We start from the raw sequence: 24,355 nt of genomic DNA on the forward strand, positions 1-24,355 counted from the left end.
CCATGAGCAGCCCGATTTCGACAACTGAAGCCCTGGCCCGCGAAAACGAGGAGCTGCGCTACCAGCTGGAAGAGGCGCACGAGCTGATTCAGGCCATTCGGACCGGGGCCGTGGATGCCCTAGCCGTGCACGGGGCCGAGGGGCCGCGCATCTTCACCCTGCAAGGCGCCGACGAGGGCTACCGCACCCTCATCGAGCAGATGAACGAAGGGGCCCTGCTGCTCAGCGACGACAGCACCGTGCTCTACGCCAATGCCTGCCTGGCCGGCCTGCTGGGCCGCGACCTGAGCGAGGTGATTGGCAGTGCCTTCGACCGCTTTGTGCCCGCTGCTTTTCAGGAATACTGGGCCGGCCTGGTGCTGAAGGGCTGGACCGGCAAGAGCAAAGGTGAGCTGCCGCTGCAAACCCAGGACGGGCCGCTGGTGCCGTTTTCGGTGAGCACCAATAAGCTGGTTTTCGACGATACCCCCGTGCTGGCCGTGATTGTGACCGACCTCTCGGCACAGCGCGAAATAACGGCCATCGAGGCGCAGGTGGCCGAGCAAAACCGGATAATCGGCCGCAAAAACGAAGAGCTGCGCCAGCAGGAAACCGTTCGCCAGGAGGTGGAGCGTGCCGCCGCCGAAGCCCATCGGATGCTCGAAGGCATCCCGCACATTGCCTGGACGGCCAATCAGCAGGGCGACATCACCTACTTCAACCGCCGCTGGTACGACTACACCGGCCACACCGCCGCCCTGCCCTTGCCCGAGCAGTGGCTGCTCTACCTGCACCCCGCCGACGCCGAAGGCACCAGCCTGCACTTCGCGCACTGCCTGGCCACCGGCGATGCCTTCGAGATTGAGTTTCGCTTCCGCGACCACGCCGGCACCTACCGCTGGATGCTGGGCCGGGCCCTGCCCTCGCGCAACGCCATGGGCGGCATTATGCAATGGCTGGGCACCTGCACCGATATTCACGAGCATCGCCTGGCGCTGGAGCGTATCGATTTGGCCCAGCGAATGCTGCGTGAAAACAATGCCCAGCTTACCCGCGTCAACGTAGACCTGGACAATTTCATTTATACGGCCTCGCACGACCTCAAAGCGCCCATCAGCAACATCGAAGGCCTGCTCGATGCGCTGCTGGTAGAGCTGCCGGCCGCCACCGTGCAGAGCGAGCCCGTGCAGCCCCTGCTGCACCTGATGCAGGATTCCGTGAACCGCTTCAAACGCACCATTGAGCAGCTCACCGATGTGAGCAAGCTGCAAAAAGAGCACGGCCGCCCCACCGCATCGGTTGAGGTGGCGGCGGTGGTACACGACGTGCGCCTCGATTTGGAACCCCTGATTCAGAGCACCGGCGCCGAGCTGACGGTGGATGTCGCTGCCGTCCCCACCGTGCTGTTTTCCGAAAAAAACCTGCGCTCGGTAGTGTTCAACCTCCTCAGCAATGGCCTGAAATACCGTTCTCCCGGTCGGCCGCCGCACATTGCCCTGCGCACCCGTGCCGAGGGGGAGTTCACCGTCCTCGAGATAGAAGACAACGGCCTGGGCCTGGACGCGAACAGCAAGCGCCGGCTGTTTGGCATGTTTCAGCGCTTTCACGACCACGTGGAGGGCTCGGGCATCGGGCTTTACATGGTGAAGAAAATGGTGGAAAATGCCGGCGGGCGCATTTCGGTTCGTTCCGAGCTGGGCGTGGGAACCACGTTTCTGGTGTACTTTCCCCGATAAATTCCACATTTACCGCTGTATATCCTGCGCCACTCCTGGCCGTTGGGCGCATCGGCTGAGTTTTTATGCAAAAGCTAACCTGTGCCCTGCTGGTCGATGACGACCAAACGACCAACTACCTCAACCAGCTGCTGCTGAAGCGCCTGAGCGTGACCGATAAGATTCTGGTCGCGCTCAACGGCCAGGAAGCGCTGGACCTGCTTCAGATTCATTGCCGGCAAGCTACTCCCGACTGCCCGGCGCTGATTCTGCTCGACGTGAAAATGCCCGTCATGGACGGCTTTGCTTTCCTTGAGGCTTACAACCGCCTGCCCCTGCCTGAGAAGCAGGCCATCATCATCGTCATGCTCACCACTTCGCTCCACCCGCAGGATGTCGAGCGAGTGCAAAAGCTCAACATTGCCGGTTTTCTCAACAAGCCGTTGACGGAAAACAAAATAAACGACGTGCTGAAGAATCATTTCAACCGCCATCTGCCGGGCAGGTAAGGCGGCGGCTACCAGCAGCGGGCGAAACTGCCCCTGAGCCGAAGGGCGCAGGAGAGTTGGGGGGAGCGGCCGGTATTTCTTGCGGCCATTTGGCAGCTTCAGGGCTTTTGGCAGGGGTGGCATCGGCTAGGGATGCTGGCCCCGCGCAAACGCGCCATGAGGCACATCCCCTTGTCCCTTACTTATATATGCAGGAAGTAGCCTTCACCATGCAGCTCAGGCCCGGCGTAGCCGGGGAGTACCAACGCCGCCACGATGCCATCTGGCCCGAATTAGCCGCCTTGCTGCACGAGGCCGGCATTCGGGATTATTCCATCTATCTGGATGCTGCAACCGGCCGGTTGTTTGCCGTGCAGAAGCGTCTGCCGGGCCATACGGCGGATGCCTTGCCGGCCACCGCCATCATGCAGCGCTGGTGGGCCTACATGGCCGATTTAATGGAAACCAATCCGGACAGCTCACCAGTGGTGCAGCCCCTGACGCCCGTTTTTCATCTGGATTAGTACGGTGGGCGTCAGAAGAAAAATATGCGCCGAGCAGGAAGGTACGGGAAAGTTAGTGTGTCCTCAATCCCCAACTTTGAGTTGTGAGTGAAAACAACCTGACGGGCACGCGGCCTGGTGGAGACAAGATGGGTGGGAGTCCTCTCTCTTCATGATTTTGCCGCGCGCCACGTCAGGTTGTGCGCTCAAATACTGCTGATAATTAGCAGTTTGATGACGATTAAACAGTCCGGTTTGCGCATTCAGCCAAACCCTCGGACGATGCGTCTTTAGTGAGTTTTAGTGAAACAAAACACGCCGAAGAGGCGGCTTCCCTTGGAAGCCGCTTCTTTTTTTGCCCGTGCTTCAAAATCAATACACCAGCACCACCAGGCTGCGCGCCCCGTGCGCCCCAATCACCAGCGACTGCTCGATATCGGCCGTTTTGGAGGGGCCCGCCACGAATTTGCCGTAGCCGCCCGTGTTCGGCAGCTGCGCGTAGGCCTGGTGCATGGTGGCCACCAGGCGGCGCTGGTCGAGCACCAGCGCCAGGTGCTGGGTGATGGTGGGCAGCGCCCGGTGGAGCATATTCGCCTCGGGCAGCCACACGCAGCCATTTTCGGCCACCCCGATTTCGCCCTGCAGCACGGCCAGGTCGATATCGGCCAGCACGGCGGTGGGCGTCTGGGCATCAATGCGCACGGTGGCGGCGAACAGGGCCGAGGCCGTTTGCCGCGCATCGGGGAAAAGCTGCTGGAGCGTGGCCGTCAGCTCATGCAGGCCCGCCATGCGCACCACCGTGCCGCCGATGCCGGTGAGTACGGTCGTAAAGCGCTCCACGGTGGCCTCGCCGCCGAAATCGGGCACGGTGGGCAGGGGTAGCTCTTCCGGCTTGTTGGCCTTGGCGGCGGCTAGAATTCGTTCGCGGGAAGTGGTGCTCATGCGGTCGTTTTTGGTTGCGCGGCGGGTTTGGGCTGCTTCTCGTACCACTCGCGGAAGCTTTGCTTGGGCGCTTCGGGCAGCTCGCGGGCCACGGCCCAGGCGTTCATGGATTTGGCGTGGGTGAGGCCGTGCGGCAGCAGGCGCAGCGCCCTGCGCGCAAACTGCCCGCCGAGGCCGTACACGCGGGTGCTGGCCAGCACGCGGCCCATGAATTTCATGCTCCACTTCTTCGAAGCCGGGATTTCGTTGGCTTCGCCCAATACCTGCCGCCACTTATAAAGTTGGGTGTGAATGTCGATTTTGACCGGGCACACGTCGGTACACGAGCCGCACAGCGTGCTGGCAAACGGCAGCGAGGCGTGCTTTTTCATGTCGATGTTGGGCGACAGGATGGCCCCAATCGGGCCGGGCACGGTGAAATCGTAGCTGTGGCCGCCGCTGCGCCGGTACACCGGGCAGGTATTCATGCAGGCCCCACAGCGGATGCACTTCAGCGAAGCCCGGAAATCGGGCCGGCCCAGCTGCTGCGTGCGGCCATTGTCCACGATGACAATGTGCATTTCCTTGCCCGGCAGCGGCCTGGCGAAATGCGAGGTATAGGTGGTGACCGGCTGGCCGGTGGCACTCCGCGCCAGCAGCCGCGTGAACACGCCCAGGTCCGTGAGGCGCGGAATAATCTTCTCGATGCCCATCGCCGCGATGTGCACCTTGGCCAGATTCACGCCCAAATCGGCGTTGCCCTCGTTGGTGCACACCACCACGGCACCCGTTTCGGCAATGGCGAAATTGACGCCCGAAATGGCCACTTCGCCCGCAATGAACTTGGCCCGCAGGTGCTGCCGTGCTGCCTCGGTGAGGCGTTGCGGGTCGCTTTCGCCCTTATCGGTACCCAAGTGCGTGTAAAAGGTATCGCCTACATCCTCCTTTTTCAGGTGAATGGCGGGCAGCACAATGTGGCTCGGCGGCTCGTCCCGAAATTGAATAATCCGCTCACCCAAGTCCGTATCCACCACCTCAATGCCGTGCTTTATCAGGTAGGGGTTCAGGTGGCATTCCTCGGTCAGCATCGACTTGCTTTTGACGATGCGCGTGGCGCCCTGCTGCTGAATGATGTCGAGAATAATGGCGTTGTGCTCGGCCGCGTCGGCGGCCCAGTGTACGTGCACGCCATTGGCCTTGGCAGCGGCTTCAAACTCCTGCAAATACAGGTCGAGCCGGCTCAGGGTGTGGTCTTTGATGCCGGACGCCAGCGCGCGCAGCTCCTGAAACTCGGGCACGCCGTAGGCGGCGCGGTCGCGCTTTTCGCGCACAAACCACAGGGTTTCGTCGTGCCAGGTGGTGCGGTCGGCATCCAGCAAAAACTTGTCGGCGCGGGTGGCGTGGTTCATAGTAACAATAGGTGAATGGGCGAATGGCTGAATAGGTGAATGAGTTTATCGGGCGAGGAGCCGAAAGGATGAATTAATTCGATACTTGCAATCGAAACAATTCATTCACCCATTCAGCCATTCGCCCATTCACCCATTGACCAGCACCCCATTCAGAATTTCGGCGGCGTGCATCACTTTGATGGGCAGCTTGGCACGGCGCACAATGCCTTCGAGGTGCATCAGGCACGACATGTCGCTGCCCGTCAGCACCTCCGTGCCGTTGCGGACGTGGTCGGCCACGCGGTCCTGGCCCATGCGGGCCGAGATGCCGGCCTCGCTCACGCAGAAGGTGCCGCCGAAGCCGCAGCACTCGTCGTTGCGGTTGAGGTTGGTCAGCTCGAGGCCGTCGAGGGAGCGCAGCAGGCGGCTGAGCTGGCCGTCGCGCACCGGCGTCATTTCCGATTCGTTGGCCTGGTGCAGGCCGCGCTGGCCGTGGCAGCTCAGGTGTAGGCCCACTTTGTGCGGAAAGGCGCCCGGAATTTCCTCCACTTTCAGCACCGTGCTGATGAAGTCAATCAGGTCGTAGGCCGCGCCGCGCACGTGCTGCACCTCGGCCGTCTGGTCCAGCTTGTCGAAGTGCTTGCGGACGTGGTACACGCAGCTCCCCGACGGAGCCACCACGTAGTCGTAGTCGCTGAACGTTTCCACGAAGTGCTTGTAGATGGGCAGCGCGTCGCGCTCGCAGCCGCTGTTGGCCAGGGGCTGGCCGCAGCAGGTTTGCTGGGCTGGGAAGTGCGCCTGCACGCCCAGCTTTTCCAGCAGCTGCAGCGTGGCGATGCCGACCTGCGGGTAGAACTGGTCGATGTAGCAGGGGACGAATAGGGCAACTTTCATTCTAGCGGTTTCCTCCTCAACGGTGTAGAGACGCGACACTTCGCGTCTCCTCGTTAGCGCCGTTAAGTTATGGCAACTAACGTTTTAGAGTCGTGTAACGCGGAGACGCGAAGTGTCGCGTCTCTACATCGCAGACGGCTTATTCTACTTGCTCACGGGCGCAACGTCGTTCCGCACTGCCGTTAATGGCATGTCATCCTCATCGGTAAACAGCGGCTGGGTTTTCTTCAGCGCCTCGCCCTGCTCCAGGTGCACCAGGGCACCCAGCGCCGTGGCCTGCGGCACTTCCAGCGTGCGGATTTCCGCCTTCGGGAAGTTCCAGCTCAGCGTCTGCATGAAGAGCGGATTACGGGCAAAACCGCCATCGACGAAGATGGTTTTCTCGCCCTGCCACACGAGGTGGATGGATTCGAGCAGGATGTTAATCAGCCCGTGCATGAGGTGCTGGTAGGCGTCCGACGCGGTGCGGAAGCCGCTCAGGTCCCACTCGGCGGCCGGCTGGTCGGGGAAGGGGCCGGTGCCGGCCATGCAGGCCGGGCGGAAATCGGCCGAAGCCTCGTCGTAGGGCCGGGCCAGCACGATGGAGCGGTAAAAATCGGGCTTGACGTGGAAGTGGGCAGCAATGCGCTCCACCTGATAGTCGTGCTCGCGGCCTAGGAATACGCGGGCCGCGCGGGTGGCCTCGCCCCGTGGCGTCATGAAGCTGAGGCAGTCGCGGCGCAGCAGCTCCGGCGTGAGCGGGTTGCTGTTGAACGGGTTGATGGTGACCGACCAGGTGCCGGTAGATACCAGCACGAAGGGCTCGTCATTTTCGGCCAGGTAGGGCATCACGGCGGAGGTGCTGTCGTGCAAACCCACGCCCACCATAATGCCATCGACCACCGAGGCGATGGAGTCGCGGGTGAGGGGCGCTAGCTTCTCGTCGATGCCCTCGCGGTACACCCACTCGTGATAGTCGCCGCGCTTGTAGTCCCACAGCGCCGTATGGCAGCCGATGGAGGTGAAGTCGCTGAATTTCTCGCCCGAAATCAGGTAGGAGAGGTAGTTCGGCAGGTGCAGCGAGGTGTGAATCTGGGCGTACTTCTCCGGCTTGGCGTATTTCAGCCAGTACAGCTGCAGGCCCGAATTGAGCAAACCCAGGCGCGGCGAGCAGGTGTCGGCCGCGAATTCTTCCGGCGACTGACTCAGGCTGGCATAGAACTGCGCCTCGATGTCGGCCGGCATCGGCTTGAGGTAGTTGTAGAGCGGCAGCATGGGCTGGCCGTCGGCCCCGAGGTGCACCCAGCTGGCGCCGTAGGCCGTGAAGTTCACGCCCTTCACGGTGTAGTGCGGGTGGTTGCGGAGCTGCTTCCAGTGCGTTTGCACCCACTCGGTGAGGCGGGGCAGGTGGTCGCAGGGGTAGCCGTCGTCATCCAGCACATCGGTGCAGATGTGCAGCTCTTCGTTGATAATCTGCTGGTCCTCGTCGAAGAGAATCAGCTTCTTATTTGTCTTGCCGATGTCGAAAACGGCGTAGACTGACTTTTTAATGGTCGGATTCATAGCCCGGTCGATACGCTGTGCTTGCCGCGTTGCTGAATGAGTTTTCCGCGCACGCCCTCGGCGCGGAAGGCCGCGAGGGGCCGGATGGCGCCGCCGGCGCGCAGGTAGGCTTCCGACACCAGCGGGCGCACGTCGGTGAGGAAGGCGTCGCGCAGGATTTCCTCGGCGCGCACCACGTCGTTGGCGTCCTGGGCTTCGGCCAGGGCGTCGCGGTCCACGAGCAGGGCTTTGGCGTAGGCCGAGAGGATGTTGTCGACCGATTGCAGGAGGTCTTCCAGCGGGTCTTTCACGTTGTGGCTGGCGTCAATCATATAGGCCACGGCCTCGGCGGGCACCGATTGGTCAAGCGCGGCATCCACCAATTCGTTGAAAATCAGGAACAGCTGGAAGGGCTTGATGCTGCCGGTGGTGAGGTCGTCGTCGCCGTACATCGAGCCGTTGAAGTGGAAGCCGCCCAGGCGGCCGAACTGCCGCAGGCGGCCCACAATCTGCTCGATGTTGGTGTTGGGGAGGTGGTGGCCGAGGTCAACCAATACTTGCGCCTGCTGGCCCAGCGCCTGGCACAGCGCCAGCGAGGTGCCCCAGTCGGGAATCACCATCGAGTAGAAGTTGGGCTCGTAGGGCTTGTATTCCACCAGCATGGTCCAGTCGCTCGGCATGGCCTCGTAAATGGCCGCCAGCGACTCCTGCGTGCGCAGAAACGCGCGGCGCAGGTGCGACTGGCCGGGGAAGTTGGAGCCGTCGGCCAGCCAGATGGTCAGCGTTTTGGCGTCGAGCTCGCGGCCGTAGCGTACGCAGTCGATGTTGTGCTGAATGGCCTGCTCGCGCACGGCCTTATCGGTGTGGCTCAGCGAGCCGAACTTGTAGGACTGCGGCTGGTCTTTCTGGTCCTGGAAGGTGTTGGAATTCACCGAATCAATCACCAGCCCTTTTTCCTTCAGCAGCTGCTGCAGGCCGGGAATGTCCTGCGGAATATCCCACGGAATGTGCAGCGAGATGGAGTTCGACGAGCGGTTCAGCGCCTGGAGAATGCCCACGTCGCTGATTTTGTCTTCCAGCGTGGCGGGCTCGCCGCCGGCCGCGAACCGGCCAAAACGCGTGCCGCCCGTGCCCAGCGCCCAACTCGGAATGGCCACCTGAAAATCAATCAGCTTTTTGACCACCGCCGCCACGTCGGCATGGCGCAAGCCCGGCGACTCGGCGAGATGCTGGAAATTCGTTTTATGGTCGGCCAGCAGCGGCTGGTTGAGTTCGGCAAGGCGTTGGTCAGAGAACATAGGTGGCTGGGGAATATTGTCCGGTATTGAATGGGTAGAACAAATTACCCGTTCCTATTAGCGGGAACTGTTCTGGTCTCTCCTGTTTGTGAGGGAAAGTTTGGGTGAGGTCTGAACGATGTAGAGACGCGATACTTCGCGTCTCCTCGTTGAACGACCAGAACCGTTGCGCAGTGATAATAACGTCAGCAACGACGAGACGCGAAGTGTCGCGTCTCTACATCGTTCCTACAGCGACCCGCGCCGAATGGTGTAGAACGGGTTCTTCACCTTCACGCGCTGCTTTTCCAGCAGCAGGGTAGCGGCGGTTTTGCCCATGGCCACGAAGTCGGTGGTAATCACCGTCATGTTCAGCAGCTCTTTCAGGGGCGTTTCGTTGAAGGAAATGATGCCCACTTCGCGGCCCAGCAGGTAGCTGGTCTGGCGGATTTTCTTCACCAGCTCCACCAGGTCGGTTTCGCGGATGACCACGTAGGCGGTGCCGGCCTGCACCACTTCATTCTTGGCGTTTTCAACCACCGCGAATTCCTTGTTGCGCATCAGGCAGAAGGAGCGGAAGCCCCACGGCAGCTCCTCGGGGTGGTTGGCATCGGAGGGCAGCACCAGCACCAGGCGGGAGTATTTTTCGAGCAGGTCCTCGGAGCTTTCCAGGGCGTTGAAAATGTCCTTGTCGAAATCCTGAAACACGCGCAGGCAGTCGTGGGTCAGCTCCGGAATGTCCTTATCGAGCAGCACCAGCTCCTGGCTGGGAATGGTATTGAGGATGGCGCGCGACTGCTCCTTGGGCGTGTCCAGGGTGAAGTGCGGCATCACCACGTAGTAGTTGTACTTGCCGAGATTTTTCTCGATGATTTCCTGAAACAGGTTCACGTTGTAGTGGTGAATCTGCAGGTCGACGGTGGCGCGGTCGCCGAGGGTTTCGAGGAAGGCGTAGTAGATTTCCTTTTTGTAGGAGCTGAGCTTGTTGAAGACCAGCAGAATCTTCAGTTTCGAGGTGTCGCTGGCTTCCACGTAGTATCCCTTGCCCTGCACCGAGGTAATGAAACCCCGCTCGCGCAGCTCGCGGTAGGCCTTTTCCACGGTATCGCGGGCCAGGTAGTGCTCCACGCTCAGCTCGCTGATGCTGGGCAGGTGGTCGCCGTTTTTCAGCACGCCACGCTCGATGTCCATGATGACCGACTGCACAATCTGCTTGTACTTCGGGGTTTTATCGAGCGGTTTCAGTTGAAGTTGGTACATCCCGGAGGTGGTGGGCGAGTCGTGTGATTTCATGCTTTTCTACGAGAGATAACCCGGATGGAAGCGGCGAAATTCAGCAGCGCAAAGAAGAAGGTGGGAGATGAAAAAAACGCGGAGCGTTACCCAAATGTAGCTTTTTCCGCAATGCCAGCGGATAGGTGCGGGATAGATAGGTGACTGGCCCGCAAAATCCCGCTGAAAACAGAACGTCATGCCGAGCGCAGTCGAAGCATTCCTGCCGCGCAAGTAATTACTTACTATTGCGGCAGCAATGCTTCGACTGCGCTCAGCATGACGTTCAATTAACTGCTGAAACCGTCAAACCCGACGATTAGCGCACGAAGGCCATGGCCACGCCACCGTCCACGTTCAGCACGTTGCCGGTCGATTTGCTCAGCGAGCCATCCACGAACACGCGCACGGCTTTGGCGATGTCTTCGGAGAGCAGCTCCTCGCCCAGCAGCGTGCGCTTGGCGTAGTGCGCGGGCAGCTCTTCCACCGAGATGCCGTAGGCCTTGGCGCGGCCGGCGGCCCAGTCGCCTTCCCAGATTTTGGAGCCGCGCAGCACGGCATCCGGGTTCACGGTGTTGACGCGGATTTTGTCGCCGCCCAATTCGGCGGCCAGCAGGCGGCTCATGTGCAGCTGCGCGGCTTTGGCCGTGCCGTAGGCCACGTTGTTGGGGCCGGCCACGAGGCCGTTTTTGCTGGCAATGTTCACGATATCACCGCCCAGGGCCTGCTGGCGCAGGATGGTCACGGCGGCTTGGCTCACCAGGAACTGGCCCTTCACGAGCACGTCGTTCAGGATGTCCCAGTCGGCCTGCGTGGTGTCGGCCAGCGGCTTCGAAATCGAGAGGCCGGCGCAGTTCACGATGATGTCGACGCCGCCGAACTGCAGAATGCCGGCGCGTAGCGACTCGGCAATGCTCTCGGCGCTGGTCACTTCGATGGGCGCGGTGATGGTGCTGTCCTTGCCGAATTGCTTGCGCAGGTCGGCCTGGGTTTCTTCCAGCCGGTCACGGTCGACGGCCACCACGCAGGCGCCGAACTTCAGCAGCTCCTCGCAGATGGCTTTGCCGATGCCGCCGGTGCCGCCCGTCACGTAGGCCACCTTGCCCGAGAGGGCTTTGGGCGGGGCCATGCGCTGCAGCTTGGCTTCTTCCAGCAGCCAGTATTCGATGTTGAAGGCTTCCTGCTCGGGCAGGCCCTGGTAGGTGCTCACGGCTTCGGCGCCGCGCATCACGTTGATGGCGTTGGTGTAGAACTCGGCGGCTACGCGGGCGGTCTGCTTGTCTTTCGAGAAGGAGAACAAGCCCACGCCGGGCCACAAAATGATAACCGGGTTGGCGTCGCGCATGGCGGGCGAGTTCGGGTGCTTGCTGCGCTCGTAGTAAGCGGCGTAGTCGGCGCGGTAGGCTTCGAACTGTGCTTCCAGGTAGGTTTTTACGCTGGCCGCGTCACCGTTCATTACGTCGGCGTCGAGCACGAGCGGGCGAATTTTGGTGCGCAGGAAGTGGTCGGGGCAGGAGGTGCCTTTGGCGGCGAGGCGGGCGAGGTCGTGCGAGTTCACGAATTCGAGCACGCGGGCATCGTCGGTGTAGTGGCCCAGCATGCGGCGCTGGCTGCTGGCCAGGCCGCGCAGCACGGGCATCACGGCGGCGGCGGCGGCGCGGCGGCCGGCGGCGTCGAGGGGCTGCTCACGCTTCACCCCGCCGAAAACCGGGGCTTTCTTGCCGTAGTTGGCTTCGAGGTAGGTAGCGGCCTGCTCAATCACCTCCAGGGTGTTGAGGTACGACTCGTACGACGTGTCGCCCCAGGTAAACAGGCCGTGGCCGCCGAGGATGACGCCGCGCAGGCCGGGGTTTTCGGCCACAATTTTTTCGAGCTGCAAACCGAGGTCGAAGCCCGGCTTCTGCCAGGGCAGCCAGCCCATGGTGTCGCCCCAGATTTCGTGCATAATTTGCTCGCCGTCCTTGCTGGCCGCGATGGCAATCAGGGCGTCGGGGTGCAGGTGGTCGATGTGCTTGAAGGGCAGCAGGCCGTGCAGCGGGGTATCGATGCTGGGCGTGGCGCACTTGGGGTCGAAGAGGCAGTACTCGAACAGGCCCACCATCTCATCTTCGAACTCCAGGCCGCGGTAGCGGTTTTTCAGCTGGTGCAGCTTTTCTACGTAGAGGTTGGCGCAGCCCGAGCGGGTCAGGGTGCCGATGTCGCCACCGGAGCCTTTCACCCACATTACTTCGGCGGCTTCGCCGGTCACAGGGTTGGTTTCCTGAATTTTGCAGGAGGTGTTGCCGCCGGCGTAGTTGGTCAGGCGCAGGTCGGCGCCGAGCAGGTTGGAGCGGTAGAGGAAAAGGGCTACTTCATCGCCGGCCAGCTCGGCGGCTTTGGCTTCGTCCCAGAGGTAGCTGACGTGCTGGAAAGTGAGGGTTTTTTCCATGATGGGGTTTCGGTTGCTGTTAACCAGAAAACAGGATTGATTTTGCTTGCTACAAAGGTGCCGGAGTGGCAGGCCGGTCACATCCTGCACTCTCCTGCTTCGCTCGTAAAAAGTTGTTAAGGTTGTGTGTAGCCGAAAGCAGCGCGGACCTGGCCGGCCGTGCCCCCGCGCCATTCGGGTTTTGCTGAGGTCGCGGACTGCCAGGTCCGCGCTACTTTCGCGTTCAGGAGAGCACAGGAGGGTTTGCACTCACTTACCGGGCAGCTTTGCTCAAAATCAACATTGCTATGGCTGTAATCTGGGGAGTTATCCTTCATGCGCTGGGCGGCTTTGCCTCCGGCAGTTTTTACCTGCCTTATAAGAAGGTGAGCGGCTGGGCCTGGGAAAGCTACTGGCTGGTGGGCGGCATCGTGAGCTGGCTGGTGGCGCCGTGGGTGCTGGGCTACCTCACCGTGCCGCACCTGTTCGACGTGCTGCACCAGGCGGATAACTCGACCATTGCGTGGGCCTATTTCTGGGGCATCCTGTGGGGCACGGGCGGGCTCACCTTCGGGCTGGCCATGCGGTATCTGGGCTTGTCGCTGGGCATGGCCGTCACGCTGGGGCTGTGCGCGGTGTTTGGCACGCTGGTGCCGCCCATCTACGAGGGCAAGATGGGCGAGCTGCTGGGCACGGCTTCGGGCCGCTACATTGTGCTGGGGCTGGGCGTGTGCGTGCTGGGCATTCTGATTTGCGGCCGGGCCGGTTTGCTGAAGGAAAAGACCCTGACCCAGGAGCAGAAGCAGGAATCCATTGCCGAATTCGACCTGAAAAAGGGCCTGATGGTGGCCGTATTCTCGGGCATCATGAGCGCCTGCTTCTCGTTCGGCCTCACGGCCGGGCAGCCCATTGCCAAGCTGGCCGAGGCCAACGGCACCAATCCGCTGTTTGTGAATAACGCCATTCTGGTCATCATCCTGGCCGGCGGCCTCACCACCAACGCCATCTGGTGCATCTACCTCAACCTCAAGAACAAGACTTACACCGACTATCTGAACCCCTCGTACCCGGCGCTGCGCAACATCATTTTTTGCGCGCTGGCCGGCACCACGTGGTACTTCCAGTTCTTCTTCTACGGCATGGGCGACAGCAAGATGGGGGCTTACCGCTTCTCGGGCTGGACGCTGCACATGGCCTTCATCATTGCCTTCAGCAGCATGTGGGGCCTCGTGCTGCACGAGTGGCGCGGGGCCAACCGCACCACCATGCGCACGGTCACGCTGGGCATCATTGCCGTGGTGCTCTCCACCGTGGTGGTGGGCTACGGCAATTACCTGGGCTCGCCCGAGCACAAGGCCGCAGCAGAGGACACGGCGCTGGTAGAGGCTCCGCGATAACGAGCAAGCCTGTCATCCTGAGCACCGCGAAGGATGACAGGCTTTTACCTAGATTTCATCAACCTGTCGGCCCTGTGCCCGGTCAAAGCGCGAATGCTTGGCCTCCCCAATCGCCTGGGCGCTGTAAATGCCCGAGTGCCCCGAAAATAGGTAGGCCGCCACGCAGGCCAGCCCCAGGTACACGCCCGCCGACGCGCCAAACAGCTCCATGCCCATCAGCGTGCAGGCCAGCGGCGTGTTGGCCGCGCCCGCAAACACGGCCACGAAGCCCATGCCCGCCAGCAGCGCCACCGGCAGCGGCAGCACCAGCGCCAGGGCCGAGCCCAGCGCCGCGCCAATGAAAAACAGCGGCGTCACCTCGCCGCCTTTGAAGCCGCAGCCCAGCGTGAGGGCCGTCAGGACCAGCTTCAGGGCGAAATCCTGGGATGGGAGCGGGGCCTGAAACGCAGCCACGATGGTGGGAATGCCCAACCCGATGTACCGGGTGGTGCCCAGCGCGGCCACGGCCAGCGCCACCAGCGCGCCGCCCACCACGGGCCGCAGCGGCGGGTAGGCAATGCGCCGGAACTGATGCGCTACGGCGTGTGTGAGCCTGGCAAACCCCCGCGCCGTGAGCCCGAACAGCACGCCCGCGCCCACCGCCAGCAGCAGCGGTACCGGCGCAACGGGCGGCGCGGCCAGCTGCGGGTAGTGCGTGTGCCCCACGCCCCAGGCCCGCGTCACGAGGTCGGCAATGGCGGCGGCCAGAAAGCTGGGCACGATGGCGTCGTAGCGCAGCGAGCCAATGAGCAGCACTTCCAGCCCGAACACGGCCCCCGCCAGCGGCGTCCCGAACACCGAGGCAAAGCCCGCGCTGATGCCGGCAATAAGCAGAATCCGGCGGTCGGGCGGGCGCAGGCCCAGCCAGCGCGTGAGCTGGTCGGCGAGGGTGCCGCCCATTTGCACGGCCGTGCCCTCGCGGCCCGCCGAGCCGCCGAACAGGTGCGTGGCCAGGGTGCCGAACAGCACCAGCGGCGCCATGCGCAGCGGCACGGTATTGCGCGGCGAGTGAATTTCCTCCAGCAGCAGGTTATTGCCCTTCACCACGCTTTCGCCCCAGTAATGGTAGCTGGCGCCGATGATAAAACCGCCCAGGGGCAGCAGCCAGATAATCCAGGCATGGGCTTCGCGCCAGCTGGTCGCCCAGTCCAGCGCCACCAGAAAGCCCGCCGAGGCCGTGCCCGCCAGCCCGCCCACCAGGCTGCAAATCAGCAGCCAGCGCAGCAGGAACAAAGCGGGGGCGGGGGCTGCAACAGCCAGCGCCGAGCGGAGCAGATGAGGGCGGGGGCGTCGAATTGCCACGGGCGAAGAAGATTAAACCGGCAGCAGTATGCCATTGGCCCACAAGCGGCAGCTGTGGCTCGGGCACCAGCAAAGAGACAGCAAGCGGGCGCCGGGGCACACTGCACCGCCGGGCACCAGGCCCGGGCAAAGATAGCGGCAGCCCCGGCACGGGGCCATGCCAATAGCCCGCCGCTTCAGGAGCCAGGCCAGTGGCTCTCTAAATACTCAGGCGAAACAGGTCGCCTTCGCCTTTCAACGACGACTGCCGGATAATCAGGTCGCCGGAAATCACGAACGTGCGCGGCTGAAAATTCTCCTTCTGCTGCACCTGCTCCAGAAACAGGCGGGCCGCCTGCTGGCCAATGCGGTAGGGATGCAGGTCAACGGTGGTGAGGCCCGGCTCAATCATGGCGGCCATAAACTCATCGCCAAAACCTACCACGGCCATGTCGCGCGGCACACGCAGGCCGCGCTTTTTCAGGGCCACCAGCAGGTCGAACGCATTGGTGTAGTTGATGGCGAAAATGGCGTCGGGCGGCTCGGGCAGGGCCAGCCAGGCATCGAGGGCTGCCTCCGCCTCGACGGGCTGAAACTCGATGTGCACCTCGTATTCCGGGCGCAGGGCAAACCCGTAGCGCTTCAGCGCGTGCTGGTAGCCCGCCAGGCGGTTGCGGCTGATGAGCAGCGACTCGGGCCCGGCCAGGATGGCAATGCGCCGGGCACCCTGCTGAATGAGGTGCTCCGTTACATTAAAAGCCCCGTTCCAGTCGTCCAGAATGACCTTGGCGCTGTCCACCTCGTTGCTCACGCGGTCGAAATGCACCACCGGAATGCCCCGGCAGGCGCTGGGCTTTACGTGGTCGAAGTTTTCGGTTTCGCGGGAATGGCAGATGAGCAGGCCATCGACCTGGCTGGCTACCAGGGCCTGCACGTTGCTCACCTCGGTGCGGTACGACTCCTTCGACTGGCAAATCATTACCCGGTAGCCCGCCTCCGTGGCCACGGCCTGAATGCCGCTCACCGCCGTGGCAAAAAACGGCCGCTCCAGGTCCGGAATCAGTACGCCCAGGGTGTGGGTTTCGCGGCTTTTGAGGCTTTGGGCCAGCAGGTTGGGCTGGTAGTCGAGCTGGCGGGCGGCATCAAGAATGGCCTGGCGGGTGACGGGGCTGATGTCGGTGTGCCCGTTGAGCGCCCGCGATACCGTGGACGAAGCCACGCCCACGGCCTTGGCCACATCGCCAATGGTGGTTTGGGTGCGGCGGCGGTCCGGGATGGGGCCGGTTTTCTCCTCGGTGAAGTGGTAGTCGCAGGACTTGCACAGGTAGCGCTGCCGCCCCCGCACAAACCCCGCCTTCAACACCGAGTCCGAAAGCTTGCACTTAACGCAGGTTGCCATTGAAATAGGATTTAATTTATAAAATAGCCCCTAATCAGCTGTTTCGATGCTTTTGATGTGAGGACTCACTCAAAGATAAAGGAGAAAAAAATTTTTACGGTGTTAAATCAAAAAGTTTTCTATCGGCATCGTTTCCGGAAACGATGCCGATAGTTTTGTTGCGATTTCTTTCAAATTTGGCCGATTTTGCCTGAATCAATTCGGTGGATTTGGCTATACATTCGATAGCAAGTTCGCTAAACGACCTATCAACCGCATTTACGGTATTGGAACGGGTAGTTTGGTATAGGTTGAGTACAAATTGCATTTTTCGACCAACATCAGATGTTGCATGCCATGCGCTGGTTCGGGCCTCAAGACCCGGTTTCGCTGTTCGATATTCGTCAGGCCGGGTGTGCGGGCGTGGTGACGGCGCTGCACCAGCTGCCCGTGGGGGAGGTGTGGCCGGTGGGTGATATCCAGGCCCGCCAGCAGCTGATTGCCGCCGACAATGCCACCCACACGCCCCTGCACTGGGCCGTGGTAGAGAGCCTGCCGGTGCACGAAGCCATTAAAAAAGGCCTGCCCGCGCGTGAGCTTTATATCGCGAACTACAAGACGTCGCTGCGCAACCTGGCGGCCTGCGGCATTCGCACGGTGTGCTACAACTTTATGCCCGTGCTGGACTGGTCGCGCACCAGCATCCGCTACGAAATGCCGGACGGCTCGCGGGCGCTGCGCTTCGTGTGGCAGGACTTCGCGGTGTTCGACCTCTGCATTCTCAAGCGCCCGGGCGCGGCCGCCGACTACGACGTGGCCGTGGCAGAAGCGGCCCGCCAGCAGTTTGCGCAAATGAGCGCCGAGGAAATTGCCACGCTCACGGATACCGTGTTGCTGGGCCTGCCCGGCTCGGAAGAGGCGTTTGAGCTGGCCGGCTTCCAGAACCTGCTCAATGAGTACGCCGCGATTGATGCCGCCACCTTACGCGCCAACCTGCATTACTTCATCGGCGAGGTGGCGCCGGTGGCCGAGGAGCTGGGCATCGGCCTCTGCATCCATCCCGACGACCCGCCCTATCCGCTGCTGGGCCTGCCCCGCGTGGTGAGCACCGCCGACGACCTGGCGGCCCTGTTTGCGGCCTGCGACGTGCCGGCCAACGGCCTCACGTTCTGCACGGGCTCGCTGGGCGTGCGGGCCGATAACGACCTGGCCGCCCTGGCCCGGCAGTTTGCTTCGCGCATTCACTTCATCCATCTGCGGGCCACCAAGCGCGAGGAAAACCCGCGTAACTTCCACGAAGCCGACCACCTGGAGGGCGACGTGGACATGTACGCCGTGGTGCGCGAGCTGGTGCTGGAAGAGCAGCGCCGCGCCGCCAGCGGCGCGGGCGAAACCGCCATTCCCATGCGCCCCGACCACGGCCACCAGATGCTCGACGACCTCAACAAGAAAACGTACCCCGGCTACTCGGCCATCGGCCGCCTGCGCGGGCTGGCCGAGCTGCGCGGCCTGGAATACGGCATTCGCCGAAGCCTGGCGGCCGATGCCGCGCCGCCCACCCGCCGCGAAGCCCTATTCTACGCCTAACCGTCCTCCCCCAAAATTCCCACCCCCCCAATGTTCCTCCGGTCACTGCTGCTTTTGCTGGTATTCGTTGGCGCCGTGCCCCTCTGCCGGGCCGACGACGGCTACCGCCTGTGGCTGAAGTACGACCTGGTGGCCGATGCCGGCCAGCGGGCGCAGTACCGCGCCGCCGCGCAGTTCATTGCCAGCAATGGCGCCGATGCGGTACTGAAAACGGCGGCTGCCGAGCTGCAGCGCGGCTTGCAGGGCCTGCTGGGCCAGCCGGTGCCGGTAGTGGCGAAAGCGGAGGGCGGTACTAAGCGGGGCATTCTGCTTTCGATAGACCCATCTGCAAACGTTTCCGGTAGCTCCGATAGCCGGGAGGGCTACCGCATTTCGACGCGGGGCCGCAACCTTGTGGTGACGGGCAGGAGCGGGGCGGGCGTGCTCTACGGCGTGTTTGCGCTGCTGCGGCACCTGCAAACCGGCCAATCCGTTGCGGCGCTGAACCTGAGCAGCAGCCCGCGCATTCAGTACCGCCTGCTCAACCACTGGGACAACCCCAACGGCACGGTGGAGCGCGGTTACGCGGGCTCCAGCATCTGGAAGTGGTATGAATTGCCCCAGCGCCTCGACCCGCGCTACACCGACTACGCCCGCGCCAATGCCTCGATTGGCATCAATGGCGTGGCCATCAACAACGTGAATGCCAGCGCCCGCTACCTCACGGCCGAATACCTCCAGAAGGTGAAGGCGCTGGCGGGCGTGCTGCGGCCTTATGGCATCCGGGTGTACCTGTCGGTGTTCTGGGCGGCGCCGAAGGTGATTGGCGGCCTGAAAACCTCCGACCCGCTCGATGCGGACGTAAAAAAATGGTGGGCCGCCAAGACCGGGGAGATTTACCAGGAGATTCCGGATTTCGGCGGCTTTCTGGTGAAGGCCAACTCGGAAGGGGAGCCCGGCCCGCAGGACTACGGCCGCACCCACGCCGACGGCGCCAACATGCTGGCCGCCGCCCTGGGCACCCACGACGGCATTGTGATGTGGCGCGCCTTCGTGTACAAGGCCGGCAGCGCCGACCGGTTCAAGCAGGCTTACGAGGAGTTTAAGCCGCTCGACGGGCAGTTTTCGCCCAGGGTGCTGGTGCAGGTGAAGAACGGCCCGATTGATTTTCAGGCCCGCGAGCCCTTCCACCCGCTGTTTGGGGCCATGCCCAAAACGCCGCTGGTGCTGGAGGTGCAGATTACGCAGGAGTACCTCGGCTTCGCTTCGCACCTGGTGTACCTGGCGCCGCTGTTCAAAGAATGCCTCGACTCGGACACGCAGGTGAAAGGCCCCGGCTCGACGGTGGCCCGGGTGGTGGACGGCAGCCTCGACCAGCACCGCCTCAGCGGCATCGCGGGCGTGGCCAACATCGGCTCCGACCGCAACTGGACCGGCCACCCCATGGGCCAGGCCAACTGGTACGCCTTCGGCCGCCTGGCCTGGGACTACACGCTGACGTCGAAGGCCATTGCCACGGAGTGGACCAGGATGACGCTGACCCGCGAGCGCCAGGCCGTGGCCACCATCGTGAATATGATGGACAAGTCGCGCGACATCTACGTGCGCTACACCACGCCGCTGGGCCTGCACCACATCATGGGCCAGAACATTCACTACGGGCCCGAGCCCTGGCTGGCCGAGGCCGGCCGCCCCGACTGGACCGCCGTGTACTACCACAAAGCCGACGCGGAAGGGCTGGGGTTCGACCGCACCGCCACGGGTTCCAACGCCCTCAGCCTCTACTCGCCCGGCGTGCAGACGCAGTGGGGCGACGCCAACACCTGCCCGCTCAACTACCTGCTCTGGTTCCACCACGTGGGCTGGCAGCAGCCGCTCAGCACCGGCCGCACCCTCTGGCACGAGCTGGTGACCCGCTACTACACCGGCGCCGATTCCGTGACCTGGATGCAGCAGCAGTGGGCTGCCGCCCGGCCCGCCGTGGACCCCGCCCTGCACGCCGACGTGGCCGCCCGGCTCGCCATCCAGCGACGCGAGGCCCTGTGGTGGCGCGATGCCTGCGTGCTCTACTTCCAGACGCACGCCAGGCAGCCCATTCCGGCCCCGTTTGTGCCGCCCACGCGCACCCTGGCCGACGTCAAAACCCTGGTCGACCTCTACCAGCTCAAATAAGTCAGCTCTGCAAAACCTGCTCTTGATATGAAAAACCACTCCTCCTCCAACGGCCAGAACGGCCACGCCGAAGCCGTTATTACCGAAGCCCAGCAGCGGCACGCCGATGCGTTCACGCTCGATGGCAAGCTGGCGCTGATAACCGGCGGCGGCACGGGCATCGGGCTGGCCATTGCGCAGTGCATGGCCGAGGCCGGGGCCACGGTCATCATCACGGGGCGGCGCGAGGCGGTGCTGCGCGAGGCGGCCGCGTCCATCGGCGAAGCGGTGCAGTACGTGGTGAACGACGTGACCGATTTGTCGGCCATCGACGCCCTGGTGGCCGAAGTGGAAGCCACCCACGGCCCGCTCGACATTCTGGTGAACAACGCCGGCATCAACCTCAAAAAACCCGCCCTGGAAGTAACCGACGAGGATTTCAACCGCATTCTGCACACCAACCTGCACTCGGTGTTTGCCCTCACCCGCGCCTGCGCCAGCCGCATGGTGGCCCGCCAGCAGGGCGTGATTCTGATGATTTCCTCGATGGCGGCCTACTACGGCATCGACCGCGTGGTGGCCTACGCGGCCTCCAAGTCGGCGGTGGAGGGCATGGTGAAGGTGCTGGCCTCCGAGTTTTCGGGCCACGGCGTGCGGGTGAATGCCATTGCGCCGGGCTTCATCGAAACGGCCATGAGCCGCACGGCCATGAACTCCGACCCCGACCGCCGCGACCGCGCCATGCGCCGCACGCCCATGGGCAAGTTCGGCCAGCCCGAAGACATCGGCAACGCGGCCGTTTTCCTGGCCTCCGATGCCGCCCGCTACATCACCGGGGCCTCGCTGCCCGTGGACGGCGGCAACTCCATCGGCTTCTGATTTAATGATTAATGATTAACGGCCAATGAATTAATGAGCTTTCCTCCCGCGCGAGCAGGCCCATTCACTACCAGCCATTAATCCTTAAACACTAACCACTAACTACATACCCACCACTCAAAACCCACTCATAACCATGCAAGCACATTTATCTGTCATTGCGCCACGCCGGGAACGGCGCTGGATTCCCAGCCTGGGGGCGGCGCTGCTATTGGGCGCCATGCTTCCCGGCGCAGCCTGGGCGCAGGCCGGCCGCACCGTATCGGGCACCATCAAGTCCGAATCGGGCGAGACGTTGCCGGGGGTAACCGTCATCGTGAAAGGCACCACCATCGGGGCCACCACCAACGCGGCGGGCGAGTATTCGCTGAGCGTGCCGGCGGGCAGCACCACGCTGGTCATCAGCTCGATTGGTTATGAAAAGAAGGAAGTGCCGGTAGGCGCTTCGGGCAATGTGAATGCCACCCTGACTACGGAAGCGCAGTCGCTGAGCGAAATTCAGGTGGTGGGCTACGGCACCCAGAAGAAAAGCCAGGTGACGGGCGCCATCTCGTCGGTGGATGAGCAGGCGCTGCGCGACGTGCCGGTGGCCAACGTGGCCCAGGCCCTGCAGGGCCGGGCGGCGGGCATCAACATTTCGAGCAACGGCACCTCGCCGGGCCAGACGCCCACCATCCGCATCCGGGGCAACCGCTCGCTGTCGGGCTCCAACGACCCGCTGCTCGTGGTGGATGGCGTGCCCTACGACGGCAGCATCAACGACCTGAACCCCGACGACCTGACGGGCGTGGAGGTGCTGAAAGACGCCTCCTCGACCGCCATTTACGGGGCGCGCGGGGCCAACGGCGTTATCCTCATCACCACGAAGCGCGGCAAGAGCGGCGCGGCCCGGGCCACCTACAGCGGCTACTACGGCATGAAGCAGGCCTACGGCAAGTTCGACATTCAGAACGGCCAGCAGTACTACAACTACAAGCTCGAAGCCTACCGGGCCGGCTCGGCCAACGGCACCTACGACCCCGCTTCGCCCACCTTCCTGACCACCGACGAGCGCGCCAACTACGCCGCCGGCAACACCACCGACTACCAGAGCCTGCTGCTGCAAAAAGGCCACATCCAGAACCACACCCTGGGCGTGAGCGGCGGCACCGACAACACGCAGTACTCGGCCTCGCTGGGCTACTACGACGAAACCGGCATTGTGCCGGTGCAGCGCTTCGAGCGCTACTCGGTGCGGGGCACCCTCGACCAGAAAATCGGGGGGCGGGTGAAAATCGGGGTGAACAGCCTCAACACCTTCACCGACGAGAAGGACCCGAACGTGAACGTGCTGAACCAGATTATCACCACCAGCCCCCTGGCCTCGGCCTACGGGCCCGACGGGCAGCTGGTGCTCTACCCCAACGGCGACAACGCCGGCTCGAACCCGCTGACGCTGTACGTGCCGGATGCCCACCTGGACCGCCGCCGCCGCCTGCGCACCTTCAACAGCCTGTATGGGCAGGTGAACATTCTGCCCGGGCTGGACTACCGCCTCAACGTGGGCCTCGATGGCCGCAGCCAGGCCGACGACAGCTTCTACGGCTCCATCACCCCGCAGCAGGGGGGGGGCGTGAACGCGGCCGCCAGTGCTTCGGCCATCTCTTATAACCTGTTGGCAGAGAATATCCTGACCTACAACCGCACGTTTGCCGAAAAGCACGACCTGGGCGTAACGGCCCTCTACAGCCGGCAGACCTTCCACACCGACGGCTTCCGGGGCGCGGTGCAGAACACGCTGGCCAACTACCAGCTCAACACCAACCTGGGCGCGGGCACGCCCACCGGCGTGAACAACTCCACGCAGCCCGTCGACTGGGCGCTGGAGTCGTACATGGGCCGCATCAACTACTCGTTCGATAACCGCTATTCGGCCACGCTCACGGCGCGCATCGACCGGTCGTCGCGCCTGGCGGCCGGCAACAAAACCAAGCTGTTTCCCTCGGCCGCCGTGGCCTGGAACATTGCCAACGAGAACTTCCTGAAAGGCCAGGACTGGCTGAGCGTGCTGAAGCTGCGCGCCAGCCTGGGCCGCGTGGGCAGCACCGCCATCAACCCCTACCAGACCCAGGGCCTGCTGCTGACCGGCATCGGCCAGGGCGCCTACAACTACGGCAGCACCGGCGCGGTGGGCGTGGTGCCGGGCACCATTCCGAACCCCGACCTGGGCTGGGAATACACCACCACCACCAACGTGGGCCTGGACTTCGGCTTCCTCGACAACCGCATTACGGGTAGCGTGGAGGTGTACCAGCAGCGCACTTCTGACCTGCTGCTGCCCTACGCCCTGCCCACCACCAGCGGCTACAGCCAGGTGCTGATTAACGCCGGCCAGACCCAGAACCGCGGCATCGAGCTGTCGCTGACCACGGCCAACGTGCGCTCGGCCAACCCCGGCGGCTTTGAGTGGAGCACCGACTGGAACTTCACCGTGAACCGCGAGAAAGTGCTCGACCTGAACTCGTACAACCCCGACGGCACCCCGCGCGACGACGTGGGCAACCAGCGCTTCATCGGCCAGCCGCTCTACGTGATTTACGACTACAAGAAGCTCGGCATCTGGCAGACCTCGGAGGCCGACCTGGCGCGCAAGTACGGCTCGAAGCCGGGCCAGATTAAGGTGGAAGACGTGAACAACGACGGCAAGATTGACGCCAGCGACCGCCAGGTGATTGGCTCGCGCCAGCCCAAGTTTGAGGCCGGCCTCACCAACCGCTTCAAGTTCAAAGGCTTCGACATGACCATTGTGGCCCTCACCCGCGTGGGCGCTACCGTGGTGGACCCGTACTCCTTCGGCCCCAGCTACTACGCCACCAACACCGGCCGCCGCAACCAGCTGAACTTCGACTACTGGACGCCCACCAACCCCAGCAACGAGTACCCGCAGCCCGACCAGAGCACCCGCCCCAACGAGTGGCCCACCTACGGTTCGACGCTGGGCTACCACAGCGGCACGTTCATCAAAGTGCGCAGCATCGACCTGGGCTACACCATTCCGGCGGCCTGGGCCAAGTCGGCCTTCATGAGCTCGGCCCGCATCTACGTGCAGGTGCAGAATCCCTACATCTGGGCGGCCGACAAGTACTTCCAGCGCAACAAGGCCATCGACCCCGATGCGCTGTCGTACTCGTCGCGCTTCGACTCGTCGCAGGGCACCACGGCGGCCAACATCTCCTTCCAGGGCGGCAGCAACTACCCCGTGACCCGCTCCTTCATCGTGGGCGTCAACCTGGGCTTTTAAGTCAATGGGTGAATGG

Annotated in this window: 17 protein-coding genes; 8 read left to right on the forward strand and 9 right to left on the reverse strand. The window is 63.1% G+C overall.

Features of this window, described 5'->3' with window-relative positions; genetic code table 11:
• Positions 1–2 precede the first annotated feature (2 nt).
• From ACYVHT_RS07675 to rhaM, 3 genes are all read left to right on the forward strand, one after another.
• On the forward strand, positions 3–1,715 hold the full coding sequence (locus tag ACYVHT_RS07675; RefSeq protein ID WP_460549703.1) for a sensor histidine kinase: 1,713 nt from the start codon (positions 3–5) through the stop codon (positions 1,713–1,715).
• Positions 1,716–1,780: 65 nt separating this feature from the next.
• Complete coding sequence (locus ACYVHT_RS07680; RefSeq protein WP_460549705.1) at positions 1,781–2,203, forward strand: response regulator; 423 nt, start codon at positions 1,781–1,783, stop codon at positions 2,201–2,203.
• A gap of 188 nt (positions 2,204–2,391) precedes the next feature.
• Entirely contained in the window at positions 2,392–2,706 is a 315-nt protein-coding gene (gene rhaM, locus ACYVHT_RS07685) for an L-rhamnose mutarotase (protein WP_460549707.1), read from the forward strand.
• 351 nt (positions 2,707–3,057) lie between these two features.
• Here the strand turns inward: rhaM and ACYVHT_RS07690 are convergent, their stop codons facing one another.
• The 7 genes from ACYVHT_RS07690 to ACYVHT_RS07720 form a co-directional block, all read right to left on the reverse strand.
• Complete coding sequence (locus ACYVHT_RS07690) at positions 3,058–3,627, reverse strand: LutC/YkgG family protein (RefSeq protein ID WP_460549709.1); 570 nt, start codon at positions 3,625–3,627, stop codon at positions 3,058–3,060.
• Positions 3,624–5,015 (reverse strand): lactate utilization protein B, encoded by a 1,392-nt coding sequence (locus ACYVHT_RS07695; protein WP_460549711.1) that lies wholly within the window; start codon positions 5,013–5,015, stop codon positions 3,624–3,626. The genes ACYVHT_RS07690 and ACYVHT_RS07695 overlap by 4 nt, the downstream gene beginning before the upstream one ends.
• Positions 5,016–5,144: 129 nt before the next feature.
• Positions 5,145–5,891: a (Fe-S)-binding protein gene (locus tag ACYVHT_RS07700; protein WP_460549713.1), complete on the reverse strand. Its 747-nt coding sequence runs from the start codon at positions 5,889–5,891 to the stop codon at positions 5,145–5,147.
• Between the two features lie 144 nt (positions 5,892–6,035).
• Positions 6,036–7,433, reverse strand: a complete 1,398-nt coding sequence (locus ACYVHT_RS07705; protein ID WP_460549715.1) for an FGGY-family carbohydrate kinase — start codon at positions 7,431–7,433, stop codon at positions 6,036–6,038.
• Entirely contained in the window at positions 7,430–8,710 is a 1,281-nt protein-coding gene (locus ACYVHT_RS07710; protein WP_460549717.1) for a TIM barrel protein, read from the reverse strand. Before ACYVHT_RS07710 ends, ACYVHT_RS07705 begins: the two co-directional genes overlap by 4 nt.
• Positions 8,711–8,938: 228 nt before the next feature.
• The gene (locus ACYVHT_RS07715) at positions 8,939–9,982 is read right to left on the reverse strand and encodes a GntR family transcriptional regulator (RefSeq protein WP_460549719.1); all 1,044 of its coding nucleotides are present in this window, start codon (positions 9,980–9,982) and stop codon (positions 8,939–8,941) included.
• A gap of 298 nt (positions 9,983–10,280) precedes the next feature.
• The gene (locus tag ACYVHT_RS07720; protein ID WP_460549721.1) at positions 10,281–12,389 is read right to left on the reverse strand and encodes a bifunctional aldolase/short-chain dehydrogenase; all 2,109 of its coding nucleotides are present in this window, start codon (positions 12,387–12,389) and stop codon (positions 10,281–10,283) included.
• Between the two features lie 287 nt (positions 12,390–12,676).
• On the opposite strand from ACYVHT_RS07720, the gene rhaT reads away from it, so the two are divergent.
• Positions 12,677–13,765 (forward strand): L-rhamnose/proton symporter RhaT, encoded by a 1,089-nt coding sequence (gene rhaT / locus ACYVHT_RS07725; RefSeq protein WP_460549723.1) that lies wholly within the window; start codon positions 12,677–12,679, stop codon positions 13,763–13,765.
• 48 nt (positions 13,766–13,813) lie between these two features.
• Here rhaT and ACYVHT_RS07730 read toward each other — a convergent pair whose 3' ends face one another.
• Positions 13,814–15,106, reverse strand: coding sequence for a voltage-gated chloride channel family protein (locus tag ACYVHT_RS07730; RefSeq protein WP_460549725.1), 1,293 nt, complete (start codon positions 15,104–15,106; stop codon positions 13,814–13,816).
• A 199-nt stretch (positions 15,107–15,305) separates the two neighbouring features.
• The gene (locus ACYVHT_RS07735) at positions 15,306–16,484 is read right to left on the reverse strand and encodes a LacI family DNA-binding transcriptional regulator (RefSeq protein WP_460549727.1); all 1,179 of its coding nucleotides are present in this window, start codon (positions 16,482–16,484) and stop codon (positions 15,306–15,308) included.
• Between the two features lie 324 nt (positions 16,485–16,808).
• On the opposite strand from ACYVHT_RS07735, the gene uxuA reads away from it, so the two are divergent.
• The 4 genes from uxuA (at position 16,809) to ACYVHT_RS07755 (ending at position 24,339) form a co-directional block, all read left to right on the forward strand.
• Positions 16,809–18,050 (forward strand): mannonate dehydratase, encoded by a 1,242-nt coding sequence (gene uxuA / locus ACYVHT_RS07740; RefSeq protein WP_460549729.1) that lies wholly within the window; start codon positions 16,809–16,811, stop codon positions 18,048–18,050.
• 30 nt (positions 18,051–18,080) lie between these two features.
• Complete coding sequence (locus tag ACYVHT_RS07745) at positions 18,081–20,201, forward strand: alpha-glucuronidase family glycosyl hydrolase (RefSeq protein ID WP_460549731.1); 2,121 nt, start codon at positions 18,081–18,083, stop codon at positions 20,199–20,201.
• A 27-nt stretch (positions 20,202–20,228) separates the two neighbouring features.
• The gene (locus tag ACYVHT_RS07750) at positions 20,229–21,059 is read left to right on the forward strand and encodes an SDR family NAD(P)-dependent oxidoreductase (RefSeq protein ID WP_460549733.1); all 831 of its coding nucleotides are present in this window, start codon (positions 20,229–20,231) and stop codon (positions 21,057–21,059) included.
• A gap of 136 nt (positions 21,060–21,195) precedes the next feature.
• Positions 21,196–24,339 carry a SusC/RagA family TonB-linked outer membrane protein gene (locus ACYVHT_RS07755; RefSeq protein WP_460549735.1) on the forward strand — a complete coding sequence of 1,048 codons (3,144 nt, stop codon included), beginning with the start codon at positions 21,196–21,198 and terminating at the stop codon, positions 24,337–24,339.
• Positions 24,340–24,355 lie beyond the last annotated feature (16 nt).

It is taken from the genome of Hymenobacter daeguensis (genome assembly GCF_054780555.1).

Excerpts from the sequence above, each read along its gene's own strand:
- ACYVHT_RS07675 (WP_460549703.1), top strand. The coding sequence starts at position 3 with ATGAGCAGCCCGATTTCGACAACTGAAGCCCTGGCCCGCGAAAACGAG.
- ACYVHT_RS07680 (WP_460549705.1), top strand. The coding sequence starts at position 1,781 with ATGCAAAAGCTAACCTGTGCCCTGCTGGTCGATGACGACCAAACGACC.
- rhaM (WP_460549707.1), top strand. The coding sequence starts at position 2,392 with ATGCAGGAAGTAGCCTTCACCATGCAGCTCAGGCCCGGCGTAGCCGGG.
- ACYVHT_RS07690 (WP_460549709.1), bottom strand. The coding sequence starts at position 3,627 with ATGAGCACCACTTCCCGCGAACGAATTCTAGCCGCCGCCAAGGCCAAC.
- ACYVHT_RS07695 (WP_460549711.1), bottom strand. The coding sequence starts at position 5,015 with ATGAACCACGCCACCCGCGCCGACAAGTTTTTGCTGGATGCCGACCGC.
- ACYVHT_RS07700 (WP_460549713.1), bottom strand. The coding sequence starts at position 5,891 with ATGAAAGTTGCCCTATTCGTCCCCTGCTACATCGACCAGTTCTACCCG.
- ACYVHT_RS07705 (WP_460549715.1), bottom strand. The coding sequence starts at position 7,433 with ATGAATCCGACCATTAAAAAGTCAGTCTACGCCGTTTTCGACATCGGC.
- ACYVHT_RS07710 (WP_460549717.1), bottom strand. The coding sequence starts at position 8,710 with ATGTTCTCTGACCAACGCCTTGCCGAACTCAACCAGCCGCTGCTGGCC.
- ACYVHT_RS07715 (WP_460549719.1), bottom strand. The coding sequence starts at position 9,982 with ATGAAATCACACGACTCGCCCACCACCTCCGGGATGTACCAACTTCAA.
- ACYVHT_RS07720 (WP_460549721.1), bottom strand. The coding sequence starts at position 12,389 with ATGGAAAAAACCCTCACTTTCCAGCACGTCAGCTACCTCTGGGACGAA.
- rhaT (WP_460549723.1), top strand. The coding sequence starts at position 12,677 with ATGGCTGTAATCTGGGGAGTTATCCTTCATGCGCTGGGCGGCTTTGCC.
- ACYVHT_RS07735 (WP_460549727.1), bottom strand. The coding sequence starts at position 16,484 with ATGGCAACCTGCGTTAAGTGCAAGCTTTCGGACTCGGTGTTGAAGGCG.
- uxuA (WP_460549729.1), top strand. The coding sequence starts at position 16,809 with ATGTTGCATGCCATGCGCTGGTTCGGGCCTCAAGACCCGGTTTCGCTG.
- ACYVHT_RS07745 (WP_460549731.1), top strand. The coding sequence starts at position 18,081 with ATGTTCCTCCGGTCACTGCTGCTTTTGCTGGTATTCGTTGGCGCCGTG.
- ACYVHT_RS07750 (WP_460549733.1), top strand. The coding sequence starts at position 20,229 with ATGAAAAACCACTCCTCCTCCAACGGCCAGAACGGCCACGCCGAAGCC.
- ACYVHT_RS07755 (WP_460549735.1), top strand. The coding sequence starts at position 21,196 with ATGCAAGCACATTTATCTGTCATTGCGCCACGCCGGGAACGGCGCTGG.